The sequence below is a fragment of the Kineococcus sp. R86509 genome (genome assembly GCF_042466365.1).
Taxonomy (GTDB): domain Bacteria; phylum Actinomycetota; class Actinomycetes; order Actinomycetales; family Kineococcaceae; genus Kineococcus.
Window position 1 is genome coordinate 4,590,276 of sequence record NZ_JAXHCE010000001.1, and the last position, 16,894, is coordinate 4,607,169.

Annotated in this window: 15 protein-coding genes; 6 read left to right on the forward strand and 9 right to left on the reverse strand. The window is 72.2% G+C overall.

Features of this window, described 5'->3' with window-relative positions:
* Positions 1–6 precede the first annotated feature (6 nt).
* Positions 7–516 carry a DUF3592 domain-containing protein gene (locus SJY07_RS22405; protein ID WP_328292026.1) on the forward strand — a complete coding sequence of 170 codons (510 nt, stop codon included), beginning with the start codon at positions 7–9 and terminating at the stop codon, positions 514–516.
* Here SJY07_RS22405 and SJY07_RS22410 read toward each other — a convergent pair.
* Entirely contained in the window at positions 513–1,958 is a 1,446-nt protein-coding gene (locus SJY07_RS22410; RefSeq protein WP_380161601.1) for a DHA2 family efflux MFS transporter permease subunit, read from the reverse strand. The two genes, SJY07_RS22405 and SJY07_RS22410, sit on opposite strands and share 4 nt — an antisense overlap.
* Before the next feature lie 66 nt (positions 1,959–2,024).
* Here SJY07_RS22410 and SJY07_RS22415 point away from each other — a divergent pair, with 66 nt between their 5' ends.
* Positions 2,025–2,603: a TetR/AcrR family transcriptional regulator gene (locus tag SJY07_RS22415; RefSeq protein ID WP_328292024.1), complete on the forward strand. Its 579-nt coding sequence runs from the start codon at positions 2,025–2,027 to the stop codon at positions 2,601–2,603.
* Positions 2,600–3,502: a tRNA pseudouridine(55) synthase TruB gene (gene truB, locus SJY07_RS22420; RefSeq protein ID WP_328292023.1), complete on the forward strand. Its 903-nt coding sequence runs from the start codon at positions 2,600–2,602 to the stop codon at positions 3,500–3,502. Before SJY07_RS22415 ends, truB begins: the two co-directional genes overlap by 4 nt.
* Positions 3,503–3,805: 303 nt before the next feature.
* Here the strand turns inward: truB and SJY07_RS22425 are convergent, their stop codons facing one another.
* From SJY07_RS22425 to pgi, 8 genes are all read right to left on the reverse strand, one after another.
* Complete coding sequence (locus SJY07_RS22425; RefSeq protein ID WP_328292021.1) at positions 3,806–4,531, reverse strand: PspA/IM30 family protein; 726 nt, start codon at positions 4,529–4,531, stop codon at positions 3,806–3,808.
* Positions 4,524–6,452 carry a 1-deoxy-D-xylulose-5-phosphate synthase gene (gene dxs, locus SJY07_RS22430; RefSeq protein ID WP_380161602.1) on the reverse strand — a complete coding sequence of 643 codons (1,929 nt, stop codon included), beginning with the start codon at positions 6,450–6,452 and terminating at the stop codon, positions 4,524–4,526. Before dxs ends, SJY07_RS22425 begins: the two co-directional genes overlap by 8 nt.
* A 66-nt stretch (positions 6,453–6,518) precedes the next feature.
* Complete coding sequence (locus tag SJY07_RS22435; protein WP_380161603.1) at positions 6,519–8,426, reverse strand: TPM domain-containing protein; 1,908 nt, start codon at positions 8,424–8,426, stop codon at positions 6,519–6,521.
* A 41-nt stretch (positions 8,427–8,467) separates the two neighbouring features.
* Positions 8,468–9,238 carry a glucose 1-dehydrogenase gene (locus SJY07_RS22440; protein WP_328292018.1) on the reverse strand — a complete coding sequence of 257 codons (771 nt, stop codon included), beginning with the start codon at positions 9,236–9,238 and terminating at the stop codon, positions 8,468–8,470.
* A 9-nt stretch (positions 9,239–9,247) separates the two neighbouring features.
* Positions 9,248–10,288 (reverse strand): NAD(P)-dependent alcohol dehydrogenase, encoded by a 1,041-nt coding sequence (locus tag SJY07_RS22445; protein ID WP_380161604.1) that lies wholly within the window; start codon positions 10,286–10,288, stop codon positions 9,248–9,250.
* 44 nt (positions 10,289–10,332) lie between these two features.
* Positions 10,333–11,100, reverse strand: coding sequence for a GolD/DthD family dehydrogenase (locus SJY07_RS22450; RefSeq protein WP_328292016.1), 768 nt, complete (start codon positions 11,098–11,100; stop codon positions 10,333–10,335).
* An 86-nt stretch (positions 11,101–11,186) separates the two neighbouring features.
* A complete protein-coding gene (locus tag SJY07_RS22455; RefSeq protein WP_328292015.1) occupies positions 11,187–11,333 on the reverse strand; it encodes a hypothetical protein in 147 nt (48 codons plus the stop codon).
* Between the two features lie 57 nt (positions 11,334–11,390).
* Complete coding sequence (pgi, locus tag SJY07_RS22460) at positions 11,391–13,076, reverse strand: glucose-6-phosphate isomerase (RefSeq protein ID WP_328292014.1); 1,686 nt, start codon at positions 13,074–13,076, stop codon at positions 11,391–11,393.
* A 61-nt stretch (positions 13,077–13,137) separates the two neighbouring features.
* On the opposite strand from pgi, the gene SJY07_RS22465 reads away from it, so the two are divergent.
* The 3 genes from SJY07_RS22465 (at position 13,138) to SJY07_RS22475 (ending at position 16,893) form a co-directional block, all read left to right on the forward strand.
* Complete coding sequence (locus tag SJY07_RS22465) at positions 13,138–14,076, forward strand: bifunctional riboflavin kinase/FAD synthetase (protein WP_380161605.1); 939 nt, start codon at positions 13,138–13,140, stop codon at positions 14,074–14,076.
* A 90-nt stretch (positions 14,077–14,166) separates the two neighbouring features.
* Positions 14,167–14,436: a 30S ribosomal protein S15 gene (gene rpsO / locus SJY07_RS22470; protein WP_328292012.1), complete on the forward strand. Its 270-nt coding sequence runs from the start codon at positions 14,167–14,169 to the stop codon at positions 14,434–14,436.
* 216 nt (positions 14,437–14,652) lie between these two features.
* Positions 14,653–16,893 carry a polyribonucleotide nucleotidyltransferase gene (locus SJY07_RS22475; protein WP_328292011.1) on the forward strand — a complete coding sequence of 747 codons (2,241 nt, stop codon included), beginning with the start codon at positions 14,653–14,655 and terminating at the stop codon, positions 16,891–16,893.
* Position 16,894: the final 1 nt, after the last annotated feature.

The window sequence follows — 16,894 nt, forward strand, 5'->3', positions numbered from 1 at the left end:
GAGGTGATGGACCAGCCGTCGTTCCCCGACCTCGACCAGACCTCCGACGGGTTCTTCGGCGCGTTCCCGACGTTCTTCGGCGTCGGCCTGGCGGTCATCGCCCTGGTCGGGGTCGCGGTCGTCGTGGGCGGGATCGTGATGACCGTCCGTGCCCGTCGGCGTTCGGCCGACGCGACCCGGCTGCGGACGGAGGGCCGCAAGGCCACCGGTGTCGTCATCGACAACCAGGTCCACAGCCACCACGAGCACCGGATGACCTTCGCTCCGGTCGTGCGCTTCGAGGCCGACGGCCGGGAGGTCGTCGTGGTGGGGGACCAGCGCTGGAACCGGTCCTTCGTCACCGGCCGCCCGGCCGAGGTCCTCTACGACCCTGCCGCCCCCGACCGCGCCCACGTGCGGGCCGAGGGCGGCAGCGTCTTCGGGGGCGGGACGAGCGGGGTGTTCCTCGCCGTCTTCGGGATCGCGTTCCTGGTGCTCGTCGCGGTGATGGCGAACGTGGTGCGCTCCGTCTTCTAGCGGTGCTGCCCGGAGACGGCGACCGGCGCGACCTGCACCTCTCCCCGTGGGGCCGGGACGAACCCCGCTCGTCCGGGGACGAAGAGCGCGACGACCGCGGCCAGCGCGACGGCCCCCGCACCCGCCCAGACGGCCGTCGGGGCACCCGCGACGAACCCCGTGGGCGTGAGCGATCCGCCGGCGTCCTGGAAGACCAGGGTGAGGACGGCGACACCGAGGGCGAGGCCGATCTCGCGCAGCGTCGTGTTGGCGGAGCTGGCCGTCGCGTGGTCGGCGCCGTCGAGACCGTGCAGGACGGCCGTCGCGGAGGGCGCGAAGACCAGCGCCGTCCCGAACCCGGCGAGGACGAGGCCGGGCACGAGGTCGAGGTAGACGGTGTCGGGGTCGATGTGGGCGGCGATCCAGCCGAGGCCGGCGGTGGTGAGGACGAGTCCGCTCACCAGCAGCGGCCGCGGTCCGATCCGGCCGGCGAGGATCCCGGCGACCGGGGCGACGAGCATCGGCAGCGCGGTCCAGGGCAGCGTGCGGATTCCGGCCTGCAGCGGCGTGTAGCCCATGGCGATCTGCAGCTCCTGGGTCAGCAGGAAGACCGATCCCATCGCGCCGAGCTGGAAGAGGAACATCAGGCCGTTGGCCGCGGTGAAGCTGCGGGAGCGGAACAGCCGCAGGGGCAGCAGCGGGAAGCGTGCGGTGCGCTGGCGGACCAGGAAGGCGAGCAGCGCCAGGACGCCGACAGCCAGCGGGAGCAGGACCGCGGTGGATCCCCAGCCGTCGGCGTCGGCGTGCACGACGGCCCAGACGATGCCGACGACGACGGCGGCGCCGAGGACGGTGCCGGCCACGTCGACGGGGACGCGGCGACCGCGCGACTCGGGCAGGGCCCGGAGGATGAGCGGCAGGGCGAGCACGGCGACGGGGACGTTGACCCAGAAGATCCACTGCCAGCTGAGGCCGTCGATGACGGCGCCGCCGATGACCGGTCCGAGGGCGACCCCGAGACCGGTGACCCCGCCCCAGATGCCGATGGCCGCGGCGCGGCGTTCCGGCGGGACGGCGGCCGCGACCAGGGCCAGGGAGAGCGGAGTGATGGCGGCCGCTCCGACCCCCTGCACCGCGCGGGCGGCGATGAGGGTCTCGGGGGAGCCGGAGAGCGCCGCGGCGATCGAGCCGAGGGTGAAGACGACCAGCCCGAGGAGGAAGACCCGCCGCCGGCCCCAGCGGTCCCCGGCGGTGGCGGCGCCGAGCATGAGGGCGGCGAAGGTGAGGGTGAAGGCGTTCACCACCCACTGCAGCTGCCCCAGGGAGGCGCCGAGGTCGCGGTGCAGGACGGGTAGGGCGCCGGTCACCACGAGGTTGTCGAGGGTGGCCATGAACACGGGCAGCGACGCGGCGACGATCGCCAGCGCCGGGTGCACCCGGCGGGGTGCGGTGTGGGTGGACACGAAGGACCTCCGGAGAAGGCATCGGATGATTACCTAACCGTAGGCATCGACTGATACCTTGTCAACGTGAGCCCCGAGACGAGTCCGAAGCGGATGTCCAAGGACGACCGGCGCGAGCAGATCCTCGACGCCGCGGCCCGCGTCGTCGCCCGGGTGGGGCTGGCCGGGGCCAGCACCGACGTCATCGCGGCCGAGGCCGGCGTCTCGCAGCCCTACGTGGTGCGCACCTTCGGGGGCAAGCAGCCGCTGCTCGACGCGCTCTTCCAGCGGGTGTCCGACCGCGTCGTCGCGGCCTTCGAGAACGCCCCCGTGCAGGGCGACGCCGCGGAGTGCCTGGGGCAGGCCTACATGCGCCTCGTCGAGGACCGCGACGTCCTGCTGCTGCTCATGCACGGGTTCACCGCCGCCGGGTCCGAACCGGTCATCGGCGACACCGTGCGCGGCTGCGTGGACACGGTCCAGCGGATCTGCCGCGAACGCCTCGGCAGCGACGCCCGTGCGGCGGACTTCGTCGCACAGGGCATGCTGCTCAACGTGCTGCTCTGCCTGGACTCCTGGAACCACCCCGACCTGCCGGACCTCACCGCGCTCGCGACGACGGCCGCCTCGGCCGCCGAGCTGGTGGCGAAGGGGCAGGGCCGGTGAGCGAGCGGACGACGCGCCCCGGCGTCGGCGACGGCATCCTCGTCGTCGACAAGCCCGCCGGCTGGACCAGCCACGACGTCGTCGGCCGCTGTCGTCGCCTCCTCGGGACGCGCCGGGTCGGCCACGCCGGCACCCTCGACCCGGCCGCGACGGGTGTCCTCGTGCTCGGGGCCAACCGGGGGACGAAGTTCCTCACCCACCTCGTCGCCCACGACAAGGCCTACACCGCGACGATCCGACTCGGCGTCGCCACCGTCACCGACGACGCCGAAGGTGACCCGGTGGGCGCACCCGTCGACGCCACGGGCCTCGCGGAGCACGCCGTCGCGCACGCCGTCGACGCGCTGACGGGGGACATCCAACAGGTCCCGAGCTCGGTGAGCGCCATCAAGGTCGACGGGCAGCGCAGCTACGCCCGGGTCCGGGGCGGGCAGGAGGTCGACCTGCCCGCCCGCCCCGTCACCGTCTCCCGCTTCGAGGTCCTCGACCGCCGTCCCGTCGGGGGCTTCCTCGACCTCGACGTCGTCGTGGAGGTCACCAGCGGCACCTACGTCCGCGCCCTGGCCCGCGACCTCGGCACCGCCCTCGGCGTCGGGGGGCACCTGACTGCGTTGCGCCGCACCCGGTCCGGTCCGTTCACGCTCGAGGAGGCGCTCACCCTCGAGCAGGTCGAGGTGGATCCTGTCGTGCAGCCGCTCGCCGACGTCGCCCGCAGGCTCTTCCCGGCCCGCGAACTCGATGAGAAGGACGCCGCGACGGTCTCCTACGGCGGGTTCCTCACCGCCGGCGGAGACGCCGGTCCGGTCGGGGCGTTCGCCCCCGACGGGACGCTCGTCGCGCTCCTCGGCGACACCCCGCGCGGCGCGAAACCCCTGCTGGTGCTGCAGCCCGCCGGTTGACCCGACCGTGCACTCGCGCCGTCAGGTGGCGGGGCCACCGCGTTGGACGAGCTCCAGGAGCTGCTCCGGTTGGGCCCAGACGTCCTCGCCGGTCGTCGAGGACCGCAAGCGCGTGACGTGGACACCGTTGCGCAGCAGGTCTTCCGCGAGATCGGGGGGGAGCAGATCGGCGGGCTGCAGTCGCAGCACCCGACGCCGGGTGAACTCGTCGAGTTCAGCCCACCAATCTTCTAGAAGGTTGCGCGGCTGCACACCCCATCCTGGCCCGCGGTCGTGGTGACCGCGGGCCAGTGCGTGTCGCGGTCAGCCGGCGGCGCCACCGGACTTCAGCGCAGCGAGCCGGGCTTCGACGTCGAGGTCGGTGGAGGCGTCCTCCAGCGAGGCGAACTGCGCGTCGAGGGAGTCGGCCTGCAGCTCGGCCTGGCCCGCGACCCGGGCCTCCTCGCGGCGCACCCGGTCCTCGAAGCGGGACAGCTCGGAGGTGGGGTCGAGGACGTTGAGAGACCCGATCGCGGACTGCACCTGCGACTGGGCCTTCGCGGCCGCCGCGCGCGCGACGAGCTGGTCGCGCTTGGTCTTGAGCTCGCTCAGCTTCTCCTTCATCGCGGTCAGGCCGGACTTGAGCTTGACCACGACCTCGGTCTGGGCCGCGATCTGGGGAACGGCGTCGGCGACCTCCTGCTCGAAGGTGATCTGCCGCTTCAGCGCCACCTTGGCCAGCTCGTCGAAGCGGTCGGCCTCCGGGGTCTGACCCGCGGCGCGCAGGCTGTCGGCCTTCGCGGACGCGGCGGCGGCCTTGCGGCCCCACTCGCTCACGGCGGCGACGTCGTCGTCGCGGTCGGCCTCGGCCAGGCGCAGGTTGCCGATCGTCTGCGCGATCGCCGCCTCCGCCTCGGAGATGTTGCTGGTGTAGTCGCGGACCATCTGGTCCAGCATCTTCGCGGGGTCCTCCGCGGAGTCGATCAACGCGTTGACGTTCGCGCGCGCCAACTGCGCGATGCGTCCCAGGATCGTCTGCTTCTCAGCCATGCCGCTGATCCTCCCGCACCGGACGGGCCTGCGGGAGCTTGGTCCCGATGACCTGGTCGATGATGTCGCGCGCGACGGTCTGGGCGGTGAGTCCGGCGTCCTGGAGGATCTCGCCCCGGGACGCGTGGTCGAGGAACTCGTCGGGCAGGCCGAGTTCGTTGACGCCGGTGTCGACGCCCGCCGCGCGCAGGTCCTGACGCAGCCGGGTGCCGATCCCGCCGACCCGCACCCCGTCCTCGATGGTGACGACGAGGCGGTGCTCGCGGGAGAGCTCGACGAGCGACGTCGCGATCGGCACGACCCAGCGCGGGTCGACGACGGTGGCGCCGATGCCCTGGGCCTCCAGCAGGGCCGCGGCCTCCAGCGCCATGCCGGCCATCGACCCCACGGCGACGAGCAGCACGTCGCGGGAGCCTTCGCCGGACCTGTGCAGGACGTCCACCCCGTCCGCCAGCCGTTCCAGCGCCGGCACGTCCGCGGCCACCGAACCCCGGGGGAAGCGCAGCACGGTGGGCCCGTCGTCGACGAGGACGGCCTCACCCAGTTCCTCCCGCAGGGTCCCCGCGTCGCGGGGGGCGGCGATGCGGATGCCGGGGACGACCTGCAGCAGCGCGAGGTCCCACATGCCGTGGTGGCTGGGACCGTCGGGTCCCGTCACCCCGGCTCGGTCGAGGACGAACGTGACCCCCGCCTTGTGCAGCGCGACGTCCATCAGGACCTGGTCGAAGGCGCGGTTCACGAAGGTCGCGTAGAGCGCCACCACCGGGTGCAATCCCGCGTAGGCGAGGCCCGCGGCGCTGGTGACGGCGTGCTGCTCGGCGATGCCGACGTCGAAGACGCGGTCCGGGTGGCGTTCCTGGAAACGGTGCAACCCGGTGGGACGCAACATGGCCGCGGTGATGGCGACGAGCCGGGGGTGCCGGTCGCCGAGGTCGGCGAGCTCGTCGGCGAACACCGACGTCCAGCCCTGGGCGCTGGAGGTCTCCAGGGGCTCACCGGTCGTCGGGTCGATCTTGCCGACGGCGTGGAACTGGTCGGCCTGGTCGCGCAGGGCGGGCTCGAAGCCGTGCCCCTTCTCGGTGATGGCGTGCACGAGGACCGGGGTCCCGTAGTCACGGGCCTGGCGCAGCGCCTCCTCCATCGCCTGCTGGTCGTGCCCGTCGACGGGACCGACGTACTTGATGTCGAGGTTGGAGTACAGCGCCTCGTTGTCGGTGAGCCGGGCCAGGAACCCGCGCATGCCGCCACGCAGCCCCCGGTACACGGCCCGCCCGGGGGTGCCGAAGCGGTCGGCCGCGGCCTGGCTCTTCTCGTGCAGCCGGCGGTACTCGCGACGGGTGCGGACGGTGCTGAGGAAGCGCGCCATCCCGCCGATCGTGGCCCCGTAGGACCGGCCGTTGTCGTTGACGATGATGATCAGCCGGCGGTCGTTGTCGTGGGAGATGTTGTTCAGCGCCTCCCACGTCATGCCCCCGGTGAGGGCGCCGTCGCCGACGACGGCGACCACGGTCCGGTGGGACTGCCCGTTGAGCTGGAAGCCGCGCGAGATGCCGTCCGCCCAGGACAACGAGGAGGAGGCGTGCGAGGACTCGACGATGTCGTGCTCGGACTCGCTCCGTTGCGGGTAGCCGGCGAGGCCGCCCCGTTCGCGCAGGTGCGAGAAGTCCTGGCGGCCGGTGACGAGCTTGTGCACGTAGGACTGGTGGCCGGTGTCGAAGACGAAGGGGTCCTTCGGCGAGTCGAAGACCCGGTGCATCGCCAGCGTCAGCTCCACGACCCCGAGGTTGGGGCCGAGGTGCCCGCCGGTCTTCGCGACCTCGGCGACGAGGAAGCGACGGATCTCGGCGGCGAGCTGCACCGTCTGGGCGTGCGAGAGGCGCTTGAGGTCCTGGGGGGACCGGATCGAATCGAGCAGGGTCACGAACACTTCCTCTCGGGCCAGGGCCAGGTCAGCTTAGGCCTGTGGCCCGGAAGCGCAGGTCCGACCTCAGAACCGGCCGCCCGCACTGCGCCCACCGCCGGAGGAGCCGCCGCCACCGGAACCCCCGCCGAAGCCCCCACCGCCGAAGCCCCCACCGCCGAAGCCGCCCCCGAATCCTCCGCCCCGTCGGCGCGACGACCCGCCGCCGATGAGGATCCCGCCCAGCACCGCCCCGAGGTCGTCGGAGGCGCCGCCCCGACCGCCCGGCCAGGAGTCCACGTCGCTGCGGGCGCGGGAACTGGCGCGTTCCGCGAGGGAGTCCGCCTGGCGGGCGTGCTCCAGCGCCGCGGCCGGGTCCTGGGACGCGAGCGCCTGGTCGAGGTGTCGCTGCGCCTCGCCGAGGTGGGTCCGGGCCGCCGACCCGACGGCACCCCGTCGGGCGGAGACGAAGTCGTCGGCGGCCGCGATCTCGGAGCGGGCCGCGACCAGGGCCTGCTCCAGGGCGGCCTCGGTGGACCGGCGCGCGGACGTGGCCTCCTCGACGGCGTCCCGGGCCGCGTCCAGCGTCCGCTCCGCCTCGACGAGCCGGTGCAGCGCGCCCAGCGGATCGTTCGAGGCCTGACGGGCGCTCGCCTCCACGACGGCGAGCGCCGCGGCCGAGGCCGCCGCGAAGTCCGCGGTGGGCACTCCGGTGGCCGCCTCGACGGGCGTCCGGGCGTCGGCCCCCAGCCGGGCGATCGCCACCGGGACCTCCTGCACCGCCTGACGCAGGTCCTGCTCGGTCCTCGACACCCCGCTCAGGAGCTTCTCGGCCTGGGCGGCCGCCGCTTCCGCGGTCCGGACGGCGTCGACGACCTCACCCGAGCGGGTCACGTCGGCCAGCGCCGCGCGGCCCGCTGCGCACGACCGTTCCGCCAGGCCGATCCGGTCCCGGGCCTGGGCGACGGTGTCGGCGACGGAGGTCAGGGCGGTCTCCCCGAACTCCGCGGCCAGGGTCGAGAGCAGCGCCCGGGCCGGTTCGACGCCCGCCCGCAACCCGGGCAGCTTCGCCTCGACCTCGGTGAGGACCGCGGGGGCGCGCTGCACGAGGTCGCGCAGCGCGTCGACGGCGTCGGAGGCCTCGTCGAGGGTCTTCCCCGTGGTGCGGCAGGACTCGATCACCTCGGTGAGGATCCGGCGCCGTTCCGCGTCGGTCTCGGGAACGGAGTCGTCGAGCGACTGCCGGGCCGTGAACGCCTGCCGCAGCGCGGCCCGGGAACGTTCCAGGACGCTCGAGAACTCCGCGGTCGACACCGTCCCGAACTCCGCCGCCGCGAACTGGAGTTCCTCCGCGGCGGCGCGGACGGCGTCGTCGGCCTGCACCAGCAGCGTGTCGGCCTGGGTCTGCAGGTCCGCCGTGGAGACCGCCGGCCGCGACCGGTGCCGCCGCACCAGGGCCACGACGGCGATGACGACGACCCCGGCGAGGGCGAGGAACCCCAGCACCCACCAGACGGTGTGCGAGGGGCTGAGGTGGGTGTCGAGGGAGTCCGCGCCCGCGACGGCGGCCCCCGCCCAGTCGCCGTCGGCGAGCTCGGTCTCGGTGTCGCGGGCCACCGCCTGGAGGTCCGCGTCGTCCAGGCGGGACGCGCTGTCGACGAAGTAGGCGTAGGAGCGGTCGCCGGTGGCGACGGCCAGCAGGACGTCGTCCTGGCCCAGCCCCGACGTCGTCGCCGTCTCGTCCGCCCAGGTCTGCCCGTCCGCCCCGTCGAAGGAGTCCACGTAGACGACCCAGAGCTGCACGCCGGTGTCGGAGCGCAGCGACGAGAGCGCCCCCTGCACCTCCCCGTCGCGACCGTCCAGCGCCCCGACCTGGTCGGTCACCTGCCCGGCCAGCCGGAACGGAGGCACGGCCGAGGCAGGCGCCGCGGGGGCGAGCAGCAGACCGCCGCTCAGCAGGAGACCGGCGACGGCGGCGAGACGGCGAGACGACACCGGTGCAGTGTGTCGCACCTCGGGGAGGCGGGGTCAGGCGATCAGAACAGCGTGTACCCGCCGTCGGTGACGACGACGGCCCCGGTGGAGAAGCTCGACGCGTCGGAGGCCAGGTAGACGACCGTCGCGGCGATCTCCTCGGGGGTGGAGTAGCGCTGCATCGGCGCGTCCTCGATCCACATGCGGCGGAACTCGGGTTTGTCGACGGGGGCCATCTCGGTCTTGACGTACCCGGGGGCGATCGCGTTGACGCGGATGCCCAGCGGCGCCCACTCCGCCGCGAGCGACTTCGTGAGCTGGTGCACCGCAGCCTTGGAGGCGTTGTAGACCGGCTGCAGCTGCGGACGGTTCACGATGTTCGCGCTGATCGAGCCGACGTTGACGATGGCCCCACCGCCGTTCTGCGCCATCCACTTCGCGGTGACGACGCTGGGCAGCCAGACGCCCTTGACGTTGGTGGTGATGACGTCGTCGTACTCGTCGTCGGTCACCTCCAGCGCGGGGCGGTGCACGCAGGTGCCGGCGTTGTTGACCAGCACGTCGAAGCGGCCGAACTGCTCGGTGACGCGGGCGACGGCCGCCTCGACCTCCGGCCGGGAGGTGACGTCGAGGCGCAGGCCGAGGGTCCTGCGCCCGCTCGAGGCGGCGATCTCCTCCGCCGCGGCGACGGACGCGGCCTCGTTGCGGGCCGCCACGACGACGTCGGCACCGGCCTCGGCCAGCGCCTGGGCGAAACCACGGCCGAGGCCCTTGTAGCCACCGGTGACGAGGGCGACCTTGCCCTCGAGGGAGAACTTCTGCAGGACGGACAACGGGGGCTCCTACTTCTCGGCGGGGTTGACGACGACGACGGCCTTCATGCTCAGCGGGTCGGAGTCGGCGTTCAACGCGTCCTCGACCTGCTCCAGCGGGTAGCGGGCCGTCACCATGTCGTCGAGGTGGACGGCACCGGAGGTGGTGAGTTCGATGCCCCGGGGCCAGGTGTCGATGTAGCGGAAGACGCCGGTGAGGTTGATCTCGCGGGTCGCGATGAGCTGCACCGGGATCGGCATCTCCTCCGCGCCGAGACCGACGAGGACGACGGTCCCACCACCGCGGGTGGAGTTGATGCCCGACAGGACGGCGGGCGTCGCCCCCGAGCAGTCGATGAACGCGTCGGCGCGGATCTGCGCGATCTCGGCCGCGTCCTGGACGGGGTGCAGCGCCCGGGTCGCCCCGAACCCGGTGATCCGCTCCCGGCGGGAGTCGACGAAGTCGGTGACGACGACGTCGGTGGCGCCCCGGGCGCGGACGGCCTGCGCGGCCATCGCCCCGATCGGGCCGGCCCCGGCGATCAGCACCTGGTCGCCCGGGCCGACGTTCGCCTTGTGCGCGGCCCAGAGCCCGACGCTCAGGGGTTCCAGCAGCGCCGCGGACTCGTCCGAGAGGCTGTCCGGCACGGTGTAGGCCTGGTCCGCGGGCGCGGTCACGTAGTCGCAGAACGTCCCGTCGAAGGGGGGCGTGGCGTAGAACTCCATGAAGGGGCACAGGTTCGAGCGACCGGTCTTGCACTGCCGGCACGTCCGGCACGGGACCTGCGGGTCGATCGCGACCCGGTCACCGAGGCGTTCCTCGGGAACTCCGCGCCCGAGGCCGACGACGGTCCCGGAGACCTCGTGGCCCAGGACGATCGGCGCGGTGACGACCATGTCGCCGATGCGGCCGTGCTTGTAGTAGTGGACGTCGGACCCGCAGACGCCGACGGAACCGACCTTCACCAGCACCTCGCCGTCGGCGGGGGTGGGCACGGGTCGTTCCTGCATCTCGATGACGCCCTGCTTCAGCAGGACGCTGGCCCGCATGGTGGTGGGAACGCTGGTCATCGTCGACTCTCCTCAGTGCCCGGGGGCGGTTGGGTTGGTGCGCCTCAACGGATGGTGTACCCGCCGTCGACCACGAGGTCGGTGCCGTTGACCATGTCCGAGGCTCCGGAGGCCAGGAACAGCGCGGCGCCGGCGATCTCGCGGGGGAGGGCGAAGCGTCCCGTCGGGATCGCAGCCTTCGCGGCGTCACCCTTCGGTCCGTCCCAGGCCTTCCGGCCGAGTTCGGTGAGCACGACGGTCGGGGAGATCGAGTTCGCGGTGACCCCGCGACCGGCCCACTCCGAGGCCAGGACCCGGGTCAGACCGACGACCCCGGCCTTGGAGGCGCAGTACGCGGCGTGCCCGTCGAGGGCCACCGAGGCAGCCTGCGAGGCCATGGTGATGACCTTGCCCCGGCCGCGTTCCAGCATGCCGCGGCCCACGGCCTGGGCGGTGAGGAACGTCCCCGTCAGGTTGATGGACACCGTCCGGACGAACACCGCCGGGTCGAGTTCCTCGGCCGGGGCGAGGTCGACGATCCCGGCACAGGTGACGAGGACGTCGACGGGCCCGGCGGCGGCGGCGAACGCCGCGACGGAGTCCGGGTCGGCGACGTTCCCGTGCAACCCCACGTGGTCCTCGCCGAGTTCCGCGGCCCGGGCGAGCGCCGCCTCCTCGTTCAGGTCCACGAGCACGACGCGTGCCCCGGCCGCGGCGAACGCCCCGGCGATGGCGCTCCCGATCCCCGAGGCGGCCCCGGTGATGAGGGCGGTGCGCCCCTCCAGCCGGAAGGACAGGTCGACGTCGGCGTCGGTCGGTTCGGTCTTCGACACGGTGGTCTCCGTTCAGAGTTCTCGGTGGGTCGGGTGAACAGCGATGTCCTCCCCCCGCCGGCCCCCGGCGACTGACCGGCGACCGCTCAGTCGCCGGTCTTGACGAGCCGGCGCTTCTTCACGGTGTAGCCGGCGGGCAGGGTGCCCTCCTTGAGCATGCGGATCGGGCAGCGGCGGCACCTGTCCTTGGACTCGCAGCACTTGGACTTCGGCAGGTCCCGCTTCTTGCTCACGCGCGCAACGTAACACCGCCGGGTGAGGTTGCCCTCATCCCGGCGGTGGCCGCGGCGTCAGTTCGTGCGGTGGGACAGGTAGTACCGGATCAGGTCACCCGTGGAGGCGTCCTGCGCCAGCAGCGCGTCGGTGTCACCCGTGAGCGCCGGCGCGATCTCCAGCGCCAGCTTCTTGCCGAGCTCCACACCCCACTGGTCGAAGCTGTCGATGCCCCAGACGGCCCCTTCGACGAAGGTGATGTGCTCGTAGAGCGCGATGAGCTGACCGAGCACCGCCGGGGTCAGCGAGGGCGCCATGATCGAGGTGGTCGGCCGGTTGCCGGAGAACACCCGGGCCGCGACGACCTCCTCGGCGGTGCCCTCGGCCCGCACCTCCTCCGCCGTCTTGCCGAACGCGAGCGCCTTGGTCTGGGCGAAGAAGTTCGCCATGAACAGCGCGTGCACGTCGGCGTCGCCGTCGACCAGCGGGTGCGTCGGGGTCGCGAAGGCGACGAAGTCAGCGGGGATGATCCGCGTGCCCTGGTGGATCAGCTGGTAGAACGCGTGCTGGCCGTTGGTGCCGGGTTCACCCCAGAACACCTCGCCCGTGTGCGTCGTGACGGCCTCGCCGTCGTAGCGGACGGACTTCCCGTTGGACTCCATCGTGAGCTGCTGCAGGTACGCCGCGAAGCGGTGCAGGTACTGCGAGTACGGCAGCACCGCGTGGGTGTGGGCGTCCAGGAAGTTCACGTACCAGACGTTGAGCAGACCCATGAGGAGCGGGACGTTCTGCTCGGGCGCGGTGGTGCGGAAGTGCTCGTCGACGGTGTGGAAGCCGGACAGGAAGCTGCGGAAGTGGTCCGGCCCGATGGCGACGGCCAGCGAGGTGCCGATCGCGGAGTCGACGGAGTAGCGACCGCCCACCCAGTCCCAGAACCCGAACGCGTTGGCCGGGTCGATGCCGAAGGCGGCGACCTTGTCCAGCGCGGTCGACACCGCGACGAAGTGCTTGGCGACGGCGTCCGCGCGGGCGGTGTCGTCGTCGGCGAGGACTCCGGCTGCGGACAGCCCCTCCCACAACCACTTCCGCGACAGCCGCGCGTTCGTGAGGGTCTCGAGGGTCCCGAACGTCTTGGACGCGACGATGAACAGGGTCGTCTCGGGGTCGAGGTCCTTCGTCGTCTCGGCCACGTCGGTGGGGTCGATGTTGGAGACGAAGCGGCACTCCAGCCCGGCCTGCACGAACGGCTTGAGGGCCTCGTAGGCCATCACCGGGCCGAGGTCGGAACCGCCGATGCCGATGTTCACGACGGTCGCGATCGGCTTCCCGGTGACGCCCTTCCACTCACCCGAGCGGACGGCCTCGGCGAAGGCGAAGACCTTCTCGAGCTCACCCTGCACGTCGGCGTCGACGTCCTGCCCGTCCACGCTCAGGGCCGGCGTGGCCCCGGCCGGTCGGCGCAGCGCGGTGTGCAGGACGGCGCGGTCCTCGGTGACGTTGATGTGCTCGCCGGCGAACATCGCGTCGCGGCGGGCGAGGACCCCGGTCTCCTCGGCCAGCTGCAGGAGCAGGGCGAGCGTGTCGGAGGTGACGAGGTTCTTGGAGAGGTCCACGTGCAGGTCGGCGACGTCGAAGGTCAGCGACCGCGCGCGCTCGGGGTCGGCGGCGAACCAGCCCCGCAGGTCGGGGGTGCTGCCCGACCGGTGCTCGGTCAGCGACGACCACGCCGCGGTGGTGGTCGGGTCCACAGGTCCAGTGCTCATGAGGGTGACGCTAGTCAGCCCGTGTGCGGAGCGCGCGACCGGCTGCTGGCACAGTGTTCGCGTGCAGCGGTGGGATGACCTGTCAGACGTCGGACCCGGGTTCGGCCCGTCGGTGGTCACCATCGGCAACTTCGACGGGGTGCACCGCGGGCACGCGGCCGTGCTCGGCGAGGTCGTCGGCCTGGCCCGCGCCCGTGGTCTGGTCTCCGCCGCGGTGACCTTCGACCCGCACCCGCTGCAGGTCCTGCACCCCGAGCGCGCCCCCGGGCTGCTCACCGGCCTCACCCGCCGCCTCGACCTGCTGCAGGAGACCGGCCTGGACGCGGTCCTGGTGATGCCCTTCACCCGCGAGCTCGCGCGCTGGAGCCCGCAGCGCTTCGTGGAGGAGGTCTTCGTCGACGCGCTGCACGCCGCGGTCGTCGTCGTCGGCCACGACGTGCGCTTCGGCGAGGCCAACGCCGGCGACCTCGCCACCATGCAGGAGCTCGGCGCCCGGTTCGGGTTCGAGGTCGTCGTGCTCGCCGACCTCGGCGGCCAGGGCGACTCCTCCCGGTGGTCCTCCACGGCCGTGCGCGAGGCCCTGGCCACCGGTGACGTCGAGCGGGCGGCGGCGATCCTCGGGCACCGGCACCGGGTCAGCTCCACCGTCGTGCACGGTGACCACCGCGGCCGCGAGCTCGGCTACCCGACGGCCAACCTCGACACCGTGCACGCCGACGGGCTGGTCCCGGCCGACGGGGTGTACGCGGGCTGGTTGACCCGCCGCGACGGCGACCGGCTGCCCGCGGCCGTCTCGATCGGCACCAACCCGACCTTCGACGGGGTGCGTCGTCAGCTCGAGGCGTTCTGCATCGACCAGCAGGGTCTGGACCTCTACGGGGAGCGCGTCGACCTGGACTTCGTGGCCCACCTGCGTCCCACCCAGCGCTTCGAGGGCATCGAGCCCCTCGTGCAGCAGATGGAGCGCGACGTCGCGAGGTGCCGCGAGATCCTGCTGTAGTCTGAGCGTTGCCGTTAGATCGGCCGCGGATCCAGAGAGCCCGGGTGGACAAGCCCCGTGGCACCGCGCAACGAGGTTCAGGAGACACGAGTGCCCCTCGACGCAGACGTCAAGAAGAAGATCATGACCGAGTACGCCCTCACCGAGGGTGACACCGGCTCGCCGGAGGTCCAGGTCGCGATGCTGACGCAGCGCATCCGTGACCTGACCGAACACCTCAAGATGCACCAGCACGACCACCACAGCCGTCGTGGCCTGCTGCTCCTCGTGGGCCAGCGCCGCAACCTGCTGAAGTACATGGCCAAGAAGGACATCAACCGTTACCGCTCGATCATCGAGCGTCTCGGCATCCGCCGCTGACCTGGTCAGGGGCCTGACGACAGGGGTGGTCCCGACTCTCGGGGCCACCCCTGTCGCACGTTCCCGCCGCACTCGCGGCAGACTCACCGTGACACCGCGCAGCGTCGCACCGGTCCTCGGTAGTGGCCTCCGGAAGCTCTGGCTTCCGTGGGCCTCGATCGAAGGCCGGGGCGCGCGGGTGTCGCACATCCGCACCGCAACCTGGAGGAGGAACCCTTGGAGGGTCCCGAAATCACTGCCGCCGAAGCCGTCATCGACAACGGTTCGTTCGGCACCCGCACCGTCCGCTTCGAAACGGGTCGCCTCGCCAAGCAGGCCGCCGGTTCCGCCGCGGTCTACCTCGACGGCGAGTCCTTCCTGCTGAGCGCCACCACCGCCGGCAAGACCCCGAAGGACCAGTTCGACTTCTTCCCGTTGACGATCGACGTCGAAGAGCGCAGCTACGCCGCCGGCAAGATCCCCGGTTCGTTCTTCCGTCGCGAGGGTCGCCCCTCCACCGAGGCGATCCTGGCCTGCCGTCTCATCGACCGTCCGTTGCGTCCGAGCTTCGTCAAGGGCCTGCGCAACGAGGTCCAGGTCGTCGTCTCGATCATGGCGCTGCACCCCGACGACGCCTACGACGTCGTGGCCATCAACGCCGCGTCGCTGTCCACCCAGCTCTCGGGTCTGCCGTTCTCCGGCCCGGTCGGTGGCGTGCGCGTCGCGCTCATCGACGGCCAGTGGGTCGCCTTCCCGCGCTACTCCGAGCTCGAGCGCGCCGTCTTCGACATGGTCGTCGCCGGCCGTGTCGTCACCGCGGCCGACGGTTCGCAGGACGTCGCGATCATGATGGTCGAGGCCGAGGCGACCGAGGGTTCCTGGAACCTCATCAAGGAACAGGGCGCCACCGCCCCGACCGAGGAGATCGTGGCCCAGGGCCTCGAGGCGGCCAAGCCGTTCATCGCGGAGCTGGTGCGCGCGCAGGCCGAGGTGGCCGCCACCGCCGCCAAGCCGACCGCCGCCTTCCCGACGTTCCCGGACTACCAGGACGACGTCTACCAGGCCGTCTTCGACTCCGCCGCGACCGAGCTGGTCGTCGCGTTGCAGATCGCCGGCAAGCAGGAGCGCGAGTCCCGGATCGACGAGATCAAGGACCGCGTCAAGGGCGAGCTCGCCGCGGGCTTCGCCGGGCGCGAGAAGGAGGTCTCCGCCGCGTACCGCTCGGTGCAGAAGACCCTCATCCGCCAGCGCGTCCTCAAGGACGGGGTCCGCATCGACGGCCGTGGTCTGGCCGACATCCGGACGCTGTCCGCCGAGGTCGAGGTCCTGCCCCGCGTGCACGGTTCGGCGCTCTTCGAGCGCGGTGAGACCCAGATCCTGGGGGTCACCACGCTGAACATGCTCCGCATGGAGCAGCAGCTCGACACGTTGTCGCCGGTGACGCGCAAGCGCTACATGCACAACTACAACTTCCCGCCCTACTCGACCGGTGAGACCGGCCGCGTGGGTTCGCCGAAGCGTCGCGAGATCGGGCACGGCGCCCTCGCCGAGCGCGCGCTCGTGCCGGTGCTGCCGGCCCGCGAGGACTTCCCCTACGCGATCCGCCAGGTCTCCGAGGCGCTGGGCTCCAACGGTTCCACCTCGATGGGTTCGGTCTGCGCCTCGACGCTGTCCCTGCTCAACGCGGGTGTCCCGCTGCGCGCGGCCGTCGCCGGCATCGCGATGGGCCTCATCTCCGACACGGTCGACGGTGAGACCCGCTACGCGGCGCTGACCGACATCCTCGGGGCCGAGGACGCCTTCGGTGACATGGACTTCAAGGTCGCCGGGACCAAGGAGTTCGTCACCGCGATCCAGCTCGACACCAAGCTCGACGGGATCCCCGCCTCGGTGCTCGCCGGGGCGCTGACCCAGGCCCGCGACGCGCGTCTCTACATCCTCGACGTCATGGCCGAGGCCATCGACGCCCCGGACGAGATGTCGCCGACCGCGCCGCGGATCATCACCGTGAAGGTCCCCGTGGACAAGATCGGCGAGGTCATCGGGCCCAAGGGCAAGATGATCAACCAGATCCAGGAGGACACCGGCGCCGACATCTCCATCGAGGACGACGGCACGGTGTTCATCGGGGCCGTCGACGGTCCCTCGGCGGAGGCGGCCCGCGCAGCGGTCAACGCCATCGCCAACCCGACGATGCCCGAGGTCGGCGAGCGCTACCTCGGCACCGTCGTGAAGACGACCACCTTCGGTGCGTTCGTCTCGCTCATGCCGGGCAAGGACGGCCTGCTGCACATCTCGCAGCTGCGCAAGCTCTCCGGCGGCAAGCGCGTCGACAACGTCGAGGACGTCGTCTCGGTGGGCCAGAAGGTGCAGGTCGAGATCGCCGAGATCGACCCGCGCGGCAAGCTGTCCCTCGTCCCCGTCGTCGCGGAGGAAGCCTCGGACGAGGCTCCCGCCAGCGAGCCGGCCGACGCCTGAC

Bases quoted from the DNA above. Each gene is read 5' to 3' on its own strand.
- SJY07_RS22405 (WP_328292026.1), top strand. From the start codon at position 7: ATGGACCAGCCGTCGTTCCCCGACCTCGACCAGACCTCCGACGGGTTC.
- SJY07_RS22445 (WP_380161604.1), bottom strand. From the start codon at position 10,288: ATGACCAGCGTTCCCACCACCATGCGGGCCAGCGTCCTGCTGAAGCAG.
- pgi (WP_328292014.1), bottom strand. From the start codon at position 13,076: ATGAGCACTGGACCTGTGGACCCGACCACCACCGCGGCGTGGTCGTCG.
- SJY07_RS22425 (WP_328292021.1), bottom strand. From the start codon at position 4,531: ATGGCTGAGAAGCAGACGATCCTGGGACGCATCGCGCAGTTGGCGCGC.